This window comes from Gordonia sp. UCD-TK1, from assembly GCF_001691435.1.
In the GTDB taxonomy this organism is placed as follows: domain Bacteria; phylum Actinomycetota; class Actinomycetes; order Mycobacteriales; family Mycobacteriaceae; genus Gordonia; species Gordonia hongkongensis.
The window spans coordinates 49,537-64,012 of sequence record NZ_LZMP01000012.1; the positions used below are offsets into that span (position 1 = coordinate 49,537).

At 67.8% G+C, this 14,476-nt stretch carries 9 protein-coding genes; 2 read left to right on the plus strand and 7 right to left on the minus strand.

What is annotated here, in order from left to right; all coding sequences use genetic code 11:
- Window positions 1-50 precede the first annotated feature (50 nt).
- Complete coding sequence (locus tag A9310_RS08570) at window positions 51-1,004, plus strand: alpha/beta hydrolase family protein (RefSeq protein ID WP_254661203.1); 954 nt, start codon at window positions 51-53, stop codon at window positions 1,002-1,004.
- Here A9310_RS08570 and A9310_RS08575 read toward each other — a convergent pair.
- The 7 genes from A9310_RS08575 to A9310_RS08605 all read right to left on the minus strand — a co-directional run bounded on the left by A9310_RS08575 (window position 939) and on the right by A9310_RS08605 (window position 9,823).
- Window positions 939-2,840, minus strand: a complete 1,902-nt coding sequence (locus tag A9310_RS08575) for an ABC transporter ATP-binding protein (RefSeq protein ID WP_065630210.1) — start codon at window positions 2,838-2,840, stop codon at window positions 939-941. The genes A9310_RS08570 and A9310_RS08575 overlap by 66 nt on opposite strands.
- Window positions 2,841-3,024: 184 nt before the next feature.
- Complete coding sequence (locus A9310_RS08580) at window positions 3,025-3,711, minus strand: MspA family porin (RefSeq protein ID WP_065630211.1); 687 nt, start codon at window positions 3,709-3,711, stop codon at window positions 3,025-3,027.
- Between the two features lie 71 nt (window positions 3,712-3,782).
- Window positions 3,783-4,424 carry an MspA family porin gene (locus tag A9310_RS08585; RefSeq protein WP_065630212.1) on the minus strand — a complete coding sequence of 214 codons (642 nt, stop codon included), beginning with the start codon at window positions 4,422-4,424 and terminating at the stop codon, window positions 3,783-3,785.
- Between the two features lie 702 nt (window positions 4,425-5,126).
- Window positions 5,127-5,795 carry a molybdenum cofactor biosynthesis protein B gene (locus tag A9310_RS08590; RefSeq protein WP_058251498.1) on the minus strand — a complete coding sequence of 223 codons (669 nt, stop codon included), beginning with the start codon at window positions 5,793-5,795 and terminating at the stop codon, window positions 5,127-5,129.
- Between the two features lie 112 nt (window positions 5,796-5,907).
- Entirely contained in the window at window positions 5,908-7,392 is a 1,485-nt protein-coding gene (locus tag A9310_RS08595; protein ID WP_065630213.1) for a S1C family serine protease, read from the minus strand.
- Between the two features lie 206 nt (window positions 7,393-7,598).
- Complete coding sequence (locus A9310_RS08600) at window positions 7,599-9,137, minus strand: HAMP domain-containing sensor histidine kinase (RefSeq protein WP_065630214.1); 1,539 nt, start codon at window positions 9,135-9,137, stop codon at window positions 7,599-7,601.
- The gene (locus A9310_RS08605; RefSeq protein WP_065630215.1) at window positions 9,137-9,823 is read right to left on the minus strand and encodes a response regulator transcription factor; all 687 of its coding nucleotides are present in this window, start codon (window positions 9,821-9,823) and stop codon (window positions 9,137-9,139) included. Before A9310_RS08605 ends, A9310_RS08600 begins: the two co-directional genes overlap by 1 nt.
- A 240-nt stretch (window positions 9,824-10,063) precedes the next feature.
- On the opposite strand from A9310_RS08605, the gene A9310_RS08610 reads away from it, so the two are divergent.
- On the plus strand, window positions 10,064-14,179 hold the full coding sequence (locus A9310_RS08610; protein WP_065630216.1) for a bifunctional nitrate reductase/sulfite reductase flavoprotein subunit alpha: 4,116 nt from the start codon (window positions 10,064-10,066) through the stop codon (window positions 14,177-14,179).
- The last annotated feature ends 297 nt before the right edge of the window (window positions 14,180-14,476 follow it).

Below are 14,476 nucleotides of genomic sequence, written 5' to 3' on the forward strand. Positions count from 1 at the left end.
CCGTCTCCCGATCAGGAGGAAACGTGTACAGAGGTTTGCGCAGACTCGGGATGGCAGCGGCGGTCGCCCTCAGTGTCTCGCTCGCCGCTCCGATGACCGGCGGGGCGAGCGCCGCACCACGACTCGTCGACGCCGGATCGCCCGGGCGCGTGACCGACATCGTCGTGCATTCCGACGCCATGAACCGTGATGTACCGCTGACCGTGATCAAGCCGGCCGACGAGTCCAAGCCGCGCGGGGTGCTCTACCTCCTCAACGGTGCCGGCGGCGGCGAGGATCGCGCCAACTGGCTGGAGAAGACCGACATCGTCGAGTTCACGCGCAACAAGAACCTGTACGTGGTCATCCCGAATGCCGGCCAGTACAGCTACTACACCGACTGGCAGAAGCCCGATCCGGTTCTCGGCGTGCACAAGTGGTCGACTTTCCTGGGCAAGGAACTCCCCGCGGTCGTCGATGCCACCTACAACACCTCAGGGCGCAACGCCATCGGCGGGATCTCCTCGTCGGCGACGTCGGTGCTGAATCTCGCCATCGAGCATCCCGATCTCTACCAGGCCGTCGGCTCCTACAGCGGATGTCCGACGACGTCCGACCCGTTCGGTCAGGAGTACATCCGACTCGTCGTGGAGATCCGCGGGGACGGCGACGCCACCAACATGTGGGGTCCGTACGGCGGCTCCGGCTGGCGCGCCCACGATCCCGTGGTCAACGCCGCCAAGCTGCGTGGCCAGAAGCTCTACATCTCGAACGCCGGCGGTCTGCCCGGGCAGTACGACAATCCTCGCTACGTGAAGGACCTGGACACCCTGGCCGACCAGATCGTCGTGGGCGGAGTCATCGAGGGCGCCACCCTGGGCTGCACCGTCCAGCTTCTGAATCGTCTCGGGCAGTTGAACATCCCGGCGACGGTGGACCTCCCGCCGGCGGGAACCCATTCATGGCTGTACTGGCAGGACCAGCTGCACCGTTCGTGGTCGTTCTACGAGCGCGCCCTCGCCTGACCGCGGCGCCACCGGAACCGCCTCGGCGAACCGTCCGTCGCGCAACTCGACTGTCCGGTCGGCGAGGTCGAGCACACGCGGATCATGGGTGACGAGGATCGTGGTCCGAAGTGACGCGACCCCGGCGAGTGGTTCGAGGATCCCGCTGACGGTCTCGTCGTCGAGACCTGTGGTCGGTTCGTCGAGGACGAGTACCGGGCGGTTTCGAAGGATCGTGCGCGCCAGCGCAATTCGCTGCTGCTGACCACCGGACAGGTTCTCCCCACGTTCGACGACCTCGGCGTCGAGGCCGCCGTTCAACCGCGAGATGAATTCGGCGGCCCCTGCGGCCCGCGCGGCAGCTGCGATGTCCGCTCTGGTCGCCGTGGTGCAGCCGAAACGGATGTTGTCCGCGATCGTGCCGCGCATCAACGCCGGCCGCTGATGCAGCACCGACAGATGCTCTCTCAGATCGCTCACGTCGAGATGGCGAATGTCGGTGCCGTTCAGTCGGATCGACCCCGCGTCGGGGTCGTACAGACGAAGCAGCAGACGGGTCAGGGTGCTCTTGCCGGCACCACTGGGTCCCGTGACCGCGACTGTCTCGCCCGCACGGATCTCCAGGTGGGCGTCCTCGAGGACTCGGGACCCGTTGTCCGGGTACGCGAAGGACACCCCGGTCAACGACAGACTCACCGATGCGGGCGCGACCGGACGACGGGCCGGAATCGGGTCAATGGCCGCTGGTTCGGACGCAATCGATTCGGGCGCAATCGATTCGGGCGCAATCGGTTCGGCGACGCCCGCCGGCGCGTCGAGGACCTCGGCCACCCGTTCGGCGCTCGCGGTCGCGGACGTGACCTCGACGAGCAGACCGCCGAGTGTCTGGATCTGCGGATAGAGGTACCCGAGATATCCGGTCAGGGCGATGAGCGTGCCCAGTTGCGCATCACCGCCGGCGATGAGCCACGCCCCGAACGCGATGACGACGATCATGCAGAGCACTTCGACGACGGTGACCGCCTCGGCGAACGCCGCCCCGGCGCGGGACTCCGACATCCGGGCCTCCCGCCATCGGCGGTTCTGCTCCAGGACCCGGGCTCGGTGGTGCGAGGTCTGGTTGTCGGCTTGCAACGCCACCATGTTGCCGATCCCCTCGGCGACCAGTGAACTGATCCGGCCGGCAGCCTGCCGCTCGCGACGCGACGCACGTTTGACCACGGCGCCGAATCGGCGGGCCGTCACCCAGAGCAGCGGAGCGAGAAGGGCGGCGACGAGGGCCAATTGCCAGTTGGTCGCGAAGGCGGCGGCACCGTAGACGAGGAGGCTCACGGTGGCGACGACGCCGGAGACCACACCCGACGACACGAGACTGTCGACCGCCTCGACGTCGGCGGTGGTGCGCGACACCAGGTCTCCGTCACCGAACCGGTCCCGTGTGTGCGGTGCGAGTCGCTGGATGTGCGCGTACAGCTGACCCCGGAGACGCAGCAGCACCGTCTCGGTCACGCCCGCGGTCAGGATCCCGCCCGCATACGACGACACGGCGCCGACAAGGGAGACACCCACCCAGATCATCATCGGGGTGGACAGCGCGCTCAGATCGCCGGTCACCAGCACGTCGTCGACGATGTGCGCGAAGAGCGCGACGGTGACGACCGTGGTGCCGACCTGCATGAGGTGGCAGATGACAGCGACCGCGAGACGCCATCGCAGTCCGACGACCAGGGGCGCGAAACGGCGGACGGTCGCCGACAAGGTGAGAGTCGCCGGACGGGACTCTGACGTCGGGACGCGTGGCCCCCCGTCGCCCGTGCTCGGATCGTCAACCGGTCGCAGTTCGGTGGCGGTGGACATGTCGATGGCTCCTCACCGGCGGGACGAGATCCGCCGGCACCGAGACTACGACCGAGAACTGATGAGTTTCACTGTCAGGCAGCCGAATACAGCAGACTCACAGCGACACCGAACCGACCCCACACCAACGACCGCGGGGCGGGAATCCGTTCGGATTCCCGCCCCGCGGCGTGATGGAAGTCGATCAGCCGAGGCTGAAGTGCTTTCCGTTGAGCACCACGACACCCTTGACGGCGTCGGTGCTGACCGTCACCTGGACGAAGGCGCGAGCAGCGGCGTAACCGGCGCAGCTCTCGACCTTGAACTGCTGCTGGCTGTAGGCCACGCCACCCTTCTGTCCCTTGAAGGAGTAGGCGTTCAGCTCGTAGTCCTTGTAGGAGGTGTCCGAGCCGGAGGTCTCGTTGATGAGCCACACACGGTTGACCTCGCCCGGGCCGAGGGAGACACCGGCGCCGACCGAGTCGCCATCGAGGCCACCGCCGGCGGTGATGTTCGACGGATCGCTGTAGTCGACACCACCGGTGACACCGGGAACGCTGACGTCGGGACCGCCGAAGTTGACCTGGCAGCCGACGTCGTAACCGACCTTGATCGAGCCACCCTCGGCCTTGCCGCCGACGGTCACGCGGACCTTGCCCGACATCCACACCTCACGGGTGGTGGGCACGTTGCTGATCGGACGCTGCACGTTGACGTACTCGTCGAACAGCTGGACGGTGACGGGGGTGCCGTCGACCAGGGTCTTGGTGATGGTGCCACCCGGCAGCGGGCCGGCGGTGGCGCCACCGGCACCGAGGCTGGTGAGGCCCATCGCGACGGCACCGGCGAGACCGGCCGCCGCAACCACGCGACGCGTGATGTTCTTCTTCATGATTCCCCTTCGTGGAATATCGATCTGCTCAGGGCAGATAAGTCAGGTAAAGCTTGTTATCTGCGCCCGGATCAACCGATGGTGAAGGGCTTGCCGTACAGGGTGGACTGGATCAGAGTGCCCTCGCCGCTCAGCGAACCGTCGTCGGTGCTGTAGCCCTTGGCGCCGATGGTCTTCACAGCCGAGCGGGCCGAGGCGTAGCCACCGCACTTGTTGAGGTTGAACGACAGCTGCGACAGCTGGATGGCGGCGACACCCGAGTCGGAGAAGTCCTTGTCGGTGATGTCGACGACGGCAACCTGACCCGGCGCGAGCGGCAGGCCGAGCTCACCCGACAGCGTCGTCGCGGAGAGGCTGATGGCTCCGCTCAGGTCCAGCGTGATGCCGCTGACGTCGACCTGGCAGCCGACGATGTACTTCACGGCCAGGTTGCCACCGACGCCGGCGGATGCCTTGGCGGTGTAGGTACCCGAGATCACGAAGCCACGCGACGCGGGGTTGTTCGCCACGGTCGGGATCGGGTACGAGTTCTCACCGGTCCGCCACGTCTGGATGGACTCGCCGTCGATGCCGGTGGCGTTCTTGTACCCGTTCGGCAGCGGCGCTCCGGCCGCTTCACCGACGCCCATGCCGGCCAGGCCCACGACCGCGGCCGAGGCGATCGCGGCCGCGCCCGCGGCGCGGCGCAGCCCAAGCTTGCTGAACTTGCTCATTCGTTCCCTCTCACAGGATTCGGCTGTTACCCCGCGGAATGCACTCACACCCGCAAGTCATGACCCTCGACGTTCGATGGCTTCCACACAGTTACCACTAAGCCCGCTCTTACGCATGTCTTAGCCGTCGTTAAGAATCCATCGAATTCCTGGTCACTGCTGCGTCGTCACTCGCGACAGATCGCAGGACTCCCCCGGTCCCCGACTCTGAGGACCGGCGTGTTGTCGAGCCGAACGTTATCGGAGCGGTCTCAAGTCGAGCAACAGGAGGACTCGAGCGTGTCACGAAGAGGCCACGCACCAGCGTGAATCTCGGATTCGCCAACGATAGAACGGCGAAAGTTAACGACAGGAAAACACGCTGATGTGACTACGTGCGTAAAGAGCGAAATCAGCCGTGATGCGGCGGCCGCTGCGCCTCGTACCAATCCTTAGAGCGCCCTGTGTGATGTTCGTCACTCTCGTCTGAAGTCAGTTCAGGCAGCGCATTTCCGAACACCGCGTCGAGACGACGACGCCGCGCAGCTCGGTGCTGCGCGGCGTCATCATCGCTGCTCATCGGCAATTTCCGGGTTCGGAAGACTCTGTTCCCACCGGTCGGATATCCCATCGAAAGTGGCCCGTCACCCTGTTAACCAGGAGTTTTCTTTGTATTGCTGAACAGATTTCGGGGTCGCTCGGAGGCCTCGCGGAGCGACCGGCTCAGAACTCGCTGATCGACTCGATCACGTACTTGGCGAGGGGAGCGGCAGTCGCCATGCCGTCGCGCACCGCGGCCCGCGAGTTGGCCAGGTTCACCACGAGTGTCTGTCCGGAGATTCCAGCCAGCCCGCGCGAAAGTCCGCCGTCGGTGGCTCCCGCCGCCAGCCCGGAGCTGCGGACGGCCTCTTCTATACCCCGCAGACGCCGATCCAGAAGGGGTTCGGTGGCCTCGGGCGTCACATCCCGGGCGCCGACGCCGACGCCGCCCACCGAGACCACGAGGTCCACTCCGCCGATCACCGCGGTGTTGAGCGCATTGCGGATCTCCACCTCGTCCCCGGAGACGACCACGGCGGCGTCGACGTGGAACCCCGCCTCGGCCAGCAGTTCACTCACGAGCGGCCCGAGCAGGCGCTGGTCCTCGCCGTGGGCCGCCTCGTCGTCGACGACGACGACCAGCGCACGACCGATCTCCTCGCCCTGCGGGCGGTGAGCGGCCTGTTCGTGGCGCGCGACGAACTCCCGTGCCGCGGCGTCGGCCGCGACCACGTCGGCGGGGTCGACCGGACCCGGCCCGCCCGCGAGGCGGACGTCCAATGAATTCTCGTCGAGATCGGTCTCGGCGGAGACGGCGGTGGTACCCGGGTTGCGCGGAGCAGCGTCGGACATGACAGGCCCTTTCTTGATGGGTGGGACCGTCGAAACGGTCGTTCGTGCTGCGCTGTGCCGGCGCCCGCGGTGGGCGCCGGAACAGCCTCCTCGATGCAGTTGTGGTGGGCGGTCAGCCGGCCGCGAGCGTGCCGAGCTTCACCTGGGCGGTCTTGGTGGCGCCGTTGTCCAGGTACGTCACGGTGACCGTGTCGCCCGGGGCGTGCGATCGGACCGCGGCGACGAGGGCGTCCCCGGAGGCGATGACGCGGTCGTCGACCTTCGTGATGACCGCGTCCTCGGGGATGCCCGCGTTCGCGGCCGGACCGCCGGGCGTCACCGCGGTGACGACGGCCCCGGGTGCGTCGGACGCGCCGCTCGGCCGTACCGACACACCGATGTTGGCGTGGCTGGCCTTGCCGGTGGCCTCGAGCTCCCGGGCCACCCGGATGGCCTGATCGATCGGGATCGCGAACCCGAGTCCGATGCTGCCACCGGCCTGTTGTTCACCCCCACCGAGGGTGGCGATCGCGGTGTTGATCCCGATCAGCGCGCCCCGGGCGTTCACCAGGGCACCGCCGGAGTTGCCCGGGTTGATCGCCGCGTCCGTCTGGATGGCGTCGATGACCGAGGTGGTGTTGGTCCCGGGGTCACGCGAGGTCAGCACGGGACGGTTGAGCGCGCTGATGATGCCGGTGGTGACGGTGCCCGCGAGTCCCAGGGGCGAACCGATCGCGATCACGTCCTGCCCCACGGCGAGGTTGTTCGAGTTGCCGACGGTGATCGGGGTGACGTCGTCGCGGTCGACCTTGATGACCGCGATGTCGGAGATCGGGTCAGCGCCCAGGACACGGGCCTCGGCCCGCGAACCGTCGGCGAAGTTGACCGCGACCCTCGACGCCGGGCCGTCGCCGCCGGCGCTGACGACGTGGTTGTTCGTCATGATGACGCCGTCCTCGCTGAGGACGACGCCCGAGCCGGAACCCATGGCCCCGCCGGACGCGACCTCGATGGAGACCACCGACGGGGTGACCCGGGCCGCGACCTCCTGCACGGAACCGGCCGGCGCGGCGACCGGCGTCGTGTTGTCGTTGCCGGGATCGCCGCCCAGCGGACCGTTGCTGGAACTGGAACCACCGTCGGACTCGGCGAGGTTGTATCCGGCCACGCCACCCACACCGCCCGCGACCAACGCCAGGACGAGTCCGGCCACCCCCAGCGCCACGAGGCGTCCGCCACTCTTCTTCTTGGCGGGTGCGGCCGAGGGGCCGTCCGGGCCCTGGTTCCCGAAGCCGGGCTGGGAGCCGAACGGCGGCTGTCCCGACTGTCCGTACGAGGGACCCGGACCGAAGTTGCCCTGGGGCGGGAACGGACTCGTCCCGGGCCTGCCGTACGACGATGTCGGCGCGTTGGTACCCGGGTAGCCCTGGCCGCCCGGTGCGGGGAAGGAGCCCGACGGCGGACCGAACGGCCCGCCCTGTCCCGACGCCTCGTTGCCGGACGCCGCGCGGTGGCCCCCGCCCGGCTGGCCCCCACCGTGTTGACCACCACCGTGTTGACCACCGCCGTGCTGACCGCCCCCGTAGGAGCTGTCACCGTGCGAACCGCCAGTCGTCATCTTCGTCTCTTCCTCGTCGGCCCGGCCATGCGCCGGTGCTTGTTGTCAGTGGCCGGGCCGGGACCGCAACACCTCGGCATCGTCGTACCCGAACTGCGCCTTCGGTCAACCCTAGGTGATCCGAGACCAGGTCACACCGGGCGAGTTCAAGGCTGTTCGCAGTCGTCGACAACCGAGTCGTCGGCCCGGCGCCACCCGCTTCTCCTCTACTGACGAATCACCTGCGGGGATGGTTCCGCCGCAGTTGCCCGGCCCGGCAGGGTCATCCGGATCAGCGCTCCCCCGAGCGGCGACGTGTCGGCGACCACGGTGCCGCCGTGTCGTTCGACCACCTGACGTACGATCGCCAGTCCCAGACCCGATCCCGGCATCGACCGCGACTGCGTCGACCGATAGAACCGCTCGAAGACGAGACCTCGGTCCTCCTCGGGGATTCCGGGACCGGCATCGGCGACGGTGAGCTCCGCGGTCGACATCCCGACCTGGGTCAGGCCGACGCGCACCGTACGGCCCGGGGGACTCCACTTCGCCGCGTTGTCGAGCACGTTCAGCACCGCCCGCGACAGTCCATGTGCCTCGCCGAACACGAACCATGGGGCGACGTCCACCTCGAACTCGACGTCGTTGCGGCGGCGTCGAACTCGTTCGAGGGCCTGCTCCACGATTTCGGCGAGATCGACCTCCTCGTAGACCACCTCCGGCGCGTCCTCGCGGGCGAGGTCGACGAGATCGCCCACGAGCGTGGACAATTCCTCGATCTGCGCCATCACGTCGGCACGGAGATCGACCATGTCCTCCTCCGGTACCGCCCGCGCCCCGGGACGACTCGCGGCGATCAGCAACTCCAGATTGGTCCGCAACGAGGTCAACGGGGTCCGCAGTTCGTGTCCGGCGTCGGCGACCAGACGTGCCTGCCGATCCCGGGACTCGTCGAGGGCGCGCAGCATGGCGTTGAAACTGACCGTGAGCTTGGCGAGTTCGTCGTTGCCGGTCACCGGGATGGGCGTCAGGTCGTTGGTTCGCGCGACCCGCTCCACGGCGCGGTTGAGACGGGAGACCGGCCGCAACCCGGCTCGCGCCACCGTCGTCCCGGCCAGGGCGGCGAGGGCGACCCCGCCGCAACCGACCACGAAGAGCACCCAGGCCAGACGCTTGAGCACTCGGTCGGTCTGGATGAGGCTCTGTGCGAGCACGAGGGTGTTGCCGTCGTCGAGTTTGCGTGTCAGGACACGCTGATTGCGCGTGGTACGCAGGCTCTGCTGCGTGGAACCGGGCACGGACGGCGACCGGACGATGCCGCGTTCAACGTCGTCGAACGGCACCTGACCGATGAGATACGTCTCGCCGCTGGGGGTCACCAGCGCGATGGAGATGTTGGTGGAGAACACCGTTCCGGCCACCAGCTGCTCGGGTTGCGTACGCAGGACCCCCGCGCGGGCGAGCGCGGCCATCCCGTCGGCGCGACTCTCGAGCTGCTGGTCGACATCGTTGTACATCGCGCGATACACGACGAAATACGCGGCCGCGGCCATCAGACTCACCGAGACCAGCACGACGGTCGCCGACAGGATCGTCACGCGGGTCCGCAGCGACACCGCGCGCATCAGCGGCATCGGCGCCCGCATCTCCTTCTCGTCCGACCCGACACCGGTGGTGTGCCCCGTGATCGCCCGGGTGAGGCGGTCGCGGAGGAGATCCCGGGTCTTCGGGTGCCTCGACGTCGAGTTCGACGACTTGCCGATCACTAGGGCGGCGTCTYCCGCAGGACGTACCCGACCCCGCGCACGGTGTGGATCAGTCGCGGTTCGCCGTCGGCCTCGGTCTTGCGCCGGAGATAGCCGACGTACACCTCGAGCGCATTACCCGACGTCGGGAAGTCGTAGCCCCAGACCTCTTCGAGGATGCGGCTGCGCGACAACACCCGGCGCGGATTGGCCATGAGCATCTCGAGCAGGGCGAACTCGGTGCGCGTCAGACTGATCGAGCGCTCGCCGCGGGTGACGTCGCGGGTGACGGGATCGAGCGACAGATCCGCGAACGTCAGGGTCTCCGAATCCGCGTCCTCGTCCGGCGAGGCACGGCGCAACAGCGCCCGCAACCGGGCGAGGAGTTCCTCGAGGGCGAACGGCTTGGGGAGGTAGTCGTCGGCTCCGGCGTCGAGGCCGGACACCCGCTCGGACACCGAGTCGCGTGCGGTCAGCACGAGGATGGGGAGGTCGTCACCGGCGGAGCGGAGCCGGCGGCACACCTCGAGGCCGTCGAGCCTGGGCATCATCACGTCGAGGATCGCCACGTCGGGCCGGTCGGCCAGGATCTTCTCGAGTGCCTCGATGCCGTCGCCCGCGGTCTCGACGCTGTAGCCGTTGAAGGTGAGCGACCGTCGCAACGACTCCCGGACGGCCCGATCGTCATCGACCACGAGGATGCGCATGGCTACAGTCTTATCCACCCCGGCTGAGATCCGGCTGAGCAACGCCGAAACCCACCCGTTCAAGTGACGGAGTCGGCGTTCACCTGCGGTTCCGGCGCTCTTTCACATCGGGGACCGAGTTCTGTGAGGTCAAGTTGATGGATGCGTAACGCCGGGCTTCGGGTCGCGAAACATCGACCTCCGACGCTGGAACCCGTGACCCTGTCTGCCCCGACTCGATCTGTCGTGTCCCGATCGGTGATGTCGCTGTGCGCCTATTGCGGTGTCGGTTGCGGCATGGAGATGAAGCTCGACGACGATTCCGACCGCGTCACCAAGACGATCGGCCGGCSCGATCATCCGACGAACTTCGGGCGCCTGTGCACCAAGGGGTCGACCACCGCGGACATGCTCGCCGCCGGCGGGCGCCTGTCCACCGCGCTGGTCCGAGACGACCGGGGCGGCCAGCTCCGGCCCGCCGAACTCGACGCCGTCGTCAGCGACACCGCGCGACGCCTGCGCGACATCGTCGACGAGCACGGGCCCGACGCGGTGGCCCTGTATGTGTCGGGCCAGATGTCGCTGGAGGCGCAGTACCTTGCGAACAAACTGGCCAAGGGATTCCTGCGCACCAATCAGATCGAGTCGAACTCGCGACTGTGCATGGCGAGCGCGGGGACCGGATACAAACTGTCGCTCGGATCGGACGGGCCGCCCGGTTCCTATCAGGACTTCGACCACGCCGACGTCTTCCTGGTCATCGGCGCCAACATGGCCGACTGTCACCCGATCCTGTTCCTGCGCATGATGGACCGGGTCAAGGCCGGGGCGAAGCTGATCGTCGTCGATCCTCGACGCACGGCGACGGCCGAGAAAGCGGACCTGTTCCTGCAGATCCGATCGGGGACCGACCTCGCCTTCCTCAACGGACTGCTGCACCTGCTCATCGAGAACGGCCACACCGACACCGAGTTCATCGAGTCGTTCACCGACGGCTTCGACCAGATCCCCGACTTCGCCGCCCAGTACCCGCCGGACGTCGTCGAATCGATCACCGGGATCGCGGCGTCGGACCTGCGGGCCGCGGCCGAGCTCATCGGGAACGCAGCCAACTGGATGAGTTGCTGGACGATGGGCCTCAACCAGTCCACCCACGGGACCTGGAACACCAACGCGCTCATCAACCTCCACCTCGCCACCGGCGCGATCTGCCGGCTCGGCAGCGGACCGTTCTCCCTGACCGGACAGCCGAACGCCATGGGCGGACGCGAGATGGGTTACATGGGCCCGGGCCTGCCCGGCCAGCGCGCCGTCGTATCCGCGGCGGACCGTGAGTTCGTGGAAGGTGTCTGGGGTGTTCCGGCCGGGACCCTGCGCACCGACGTGGGCGGCGGCACCATCGACATGTTCCGCCGGATGGCCGACGGCGAGATCAAGGCGTGCTGGATCATCTGCACCAATCCCGTTGCCTCGGTGGCGAATCGCAAGACCGTCATCGAGGGACTCGAGCGCGCCGAGCTCGTGATCACCCAGGACACCTTCGTCGACACCGAGACCAACCAGTACGCCGACGTGGTGCTGCCCGCGACGCTGTGGTCGGAGTCGACCGGTGTGATGGTCAACTCCGAACGCAACCTCACCCTGTTCGAACCCGCGCTCGATGCCCCCGGACAGGCGATCCCGGACTGGCAGCTCATCGCGCGCATCGCCGCCGAGATGGGGTACGCCGACGCCTTCGACTATGCGAGCGCCGAGGAGGTGTTCGAGGAGATCAAACGGTTCGCGAACCCGAACACCGGCTACGACTTGCGCGGGGTGACCTACGACCGGCTCCGCCGCACGCCGATGCAATGGCCGTGCCCGCCGGCCGAAGACGGCGAGCCCGATCCGGTGGACACCGGTGCCCGCAACCCGATCCGGTATCTCAACGACGGTCGCAGTCAGACGCTCCACCGCCTCGACGACGGGTCGACGCCGCGCCTCGCGTTCGCCACCCCCAGCCGCCGCGCCCAGTTCTTCGCCCGTCCCCACCTCGACCCGGCCGAGATGCCCGACGACGACTACCCCTTCCTGCTGAACACGGGCCGGTTGCCCCATCAGTGGCACACCATGACCAAGACCGGCCGGGTGGCCAAGCTCAACAAACTCAACCCGGAGCCCTTCGTCGAGATACATCCCGACGATGCCGACCGGTTGGGCATCACCGCCGCGGACAAGGTCGAGGTGGCGTCCCGTCGCGGCCGGGCGGTGTTGCCGGCGCGGATCTCCGACCGCGTGCGACCCGGCAACTGCTTCGTACCGTTTCACTGGAACGACGTCTTCGGCGAACACCTGGCGATCAATGCCGTCACCTCCGACGCGGTGGATCCGTTGTCGCAGCAGCCGGAGCTGAAAGTGTGTGCGGTGACCCTGATCCGGGTGCCCGGTTCGCGCGGTGACGTCGACGATGCGCCGGTCGTCGCCGCGGGTTCACCTAAACTTGCTGAGGCACTGGGGGTCTCGGGTGTCAAGGCGCCTGCGATGACCCCCGCCGAGCGCCTCTACCTGGCCGGTCTGGTGGCCGGCGTGGGCGACTCACCCGCGGGCAGTCCAGTGCTCCCGGCCGATGCGCCGCTGGGTGCCGAGCTCCGCGTCTGGGTGTCAGGTGTTCTCGCCGGCCTGTACTCCCGCGCGGCCGCCGCACCCGATCCCGCTGTCCCCCGGTCGGACTCATCGTCGTCGGAACCGGACACCGACACGGTGACGGTGCTCTGGGCCTCGCAGATGGGCAACGCCGAGGAGCTCGCCGCAGAAGCAGCCGAGCGCGTCAAGGCCAGCGGCCTCCGGGTCGACGCCCGGTCGATGGACGATGTCGAGGTCGGCGAACTGAAGGGCACGGCCCTGTTCGTCACCTCGACCACCGGGGACGGCGATCCGCCGGACAACGGTACGTCGTTCTGGGACGCGCTGAACTCCGAGGACGCACCCGACCTGTCCGGCGTCGACTACGCGGTGCTGGCGCTCGGCGACTCCAACTACGACGACTTCTGCGGCCACGGACGCAAACTCGACACCCGCATCGGTGAACTGGGTGGTCGCCGCCTGCTTGATCGCGTCGACTGCGAACCCGACTTCGAGGAGACGGCGGGCGGCTGGCTGACCGAGGTCATCCGGGCGATCAGCATGTCGAACCGGGCACCCACCTCGGGGGTGACCGGCGACCGGGTGACCGTGGTCAGTGAACCGGCCGACTCCGCGGCGGCACCCTCGGTACGTTCCGCGCCGGCCTATTCGCGGAAGAAGCCGCTGCTCACCTCGCTCGTGCGGAACGTCAAGCTCAACTCCGAGGGGTCCGGTAAGGACGTGCGCAACTTCGGGTTCCACCTGCCCGCCGGCACGATGTCGTACCAGGCCGGGGACGCGCTGGGGGTCTGGCCGCGCAACGACCCGACGCTCGTCGAGGAGTTCCTCGACCGCACCGGCCTCGACGCCGACGCGTCGGTGACCGTGGGCGGCGATGAGGTCGCGTTGCACATCGCCCTGCGCGACCGCATCGAATTCGCTCGTGTGACACCGGATCTCATTCGTTTCGTCGCCGACCGTACCGGTTCCGCCGATCTCAGGACGCTCATCGCACCGGGGAACAAACAGCAGTTCAACGACTGGGCATGGGGGCGACAGTCGGTCGACGTGCTGGCCGATCATCCCGTCACCGCCGACGCCTCGGAGTGGATGCAGGTCCTCAAACCGATGGTCCCCCGGTCGTATTCGATCTCATCGAGTCCCCTGGAGAGTCCTGACGAGATCCAACTGACGGTGTCGGCCGTGCGCTACAACCTGTTCGGCACGCCGCGCGGTGGTGTCTGCTCGACCTTCCTGGCCGACCGCGCCGACGACGAGATCGGCGTGTTCGTCACCTCCACGAGCCACTTCCGGCCGCCGGCCGATCCCGACACCCCGATGATCATGATCGGCCCCGGCACCGGCATCGCCCCGTTCCGCGGTTTCCTTCGCGAACGCGAGGCCCTGGGGCACACCGGGAAGAACTGGCTGTTCTTCGGCGAGCAGTACTCGGCGACCGATTTCTACTATCGCGACGAGTTGACGACCATGCTCGGCGACGGACTGCTCACCCGCCTCGACGTCGCGTTCTCGCGCGATCAGGATCGCAAGATCTACGTCCAGGACCGGATGCGCGAACACGGCGAGGAGCTCTACCAGTGGCTGCACGACGGCGCTCACGTCTACGTCTGCGGCGACGCGACACGGATGGCCAAGGACGTCGACGCGACACTGAAAGGCATTGTCGCGCAGTACGGTCGCCGCTCCCCCGCGAGCGCGGAGTCGTACGTCAAGGCACTCGCAGCCGACAAACGCTATGTGCGGGACGTGTACTGACAAGCCCTCGCAACGCCTTCCGCTCCCTGAGGAGGCCCGGAGCCTACGGAGGGTGACCCCACACGCTCCCTGAGGCGCGACGCTTCCCTATGCTCCCTGAGGTGCGACGCTTCCCTTTGCTCCCTGAGGTGCGACGCTTCCCTTTGCTCCCTGAGGTGCGACGCTTCCCTTTGCTCCCTGAGGTGCGAGGAGCGCAAGCGACGAGCCACGAAGGGCACCGCAAGTCGGAGTAAACAGGCGACGCGAGCTGCCGCGAACTCTCCACAGGCAAGGGTACATACGTTCCACGGGCTGCCA

Coding starts and splice junctions, on each gene's coding strand:
- A9310_RS08570 (WP_254661203.1), top strand. CDS start 51: ATGGCAGCGGCGGTCGCCCTCAGTGTCTCGCTCGCCGCTCCGATGACC.
- A9310_RS08575 (WP_065630210.1), bottom strand. CDS start 2,840: ATGTCCACCGCCACCGAACTGCGACCGGTTGACGATCCGAGCACGGGC.
- A9310_RS08580 (WP_065630211.1), bottom strand. CDS start 3,711: ATGAAGAAGAACATCACGCGTCGCGTGGTTGCGGCGGCCGGTCTCGCC.
- A9310_RS08585 (WP_065630212.1), bottom strand. CDS start 4,424: ATGAGCAAGTTCAGCAAGCTTGGGCTGCGCCGCGCCGCGGGCGCGGCC.
- A9310_RS08590 (WP_058251498.1), bottom strand. CDS start 5,795: ATGTCCGACGCTGCTCCGCGCAACCCGGGTACCACCGCCGTCTCCGCC.
- A9310_RS08595 (WP_065630213.1), bottom strand. CDS start 7,392: ATGACGACTGGCGGTTCGCACGGTGACAGCTCCTACGGGGGCGGTCAG.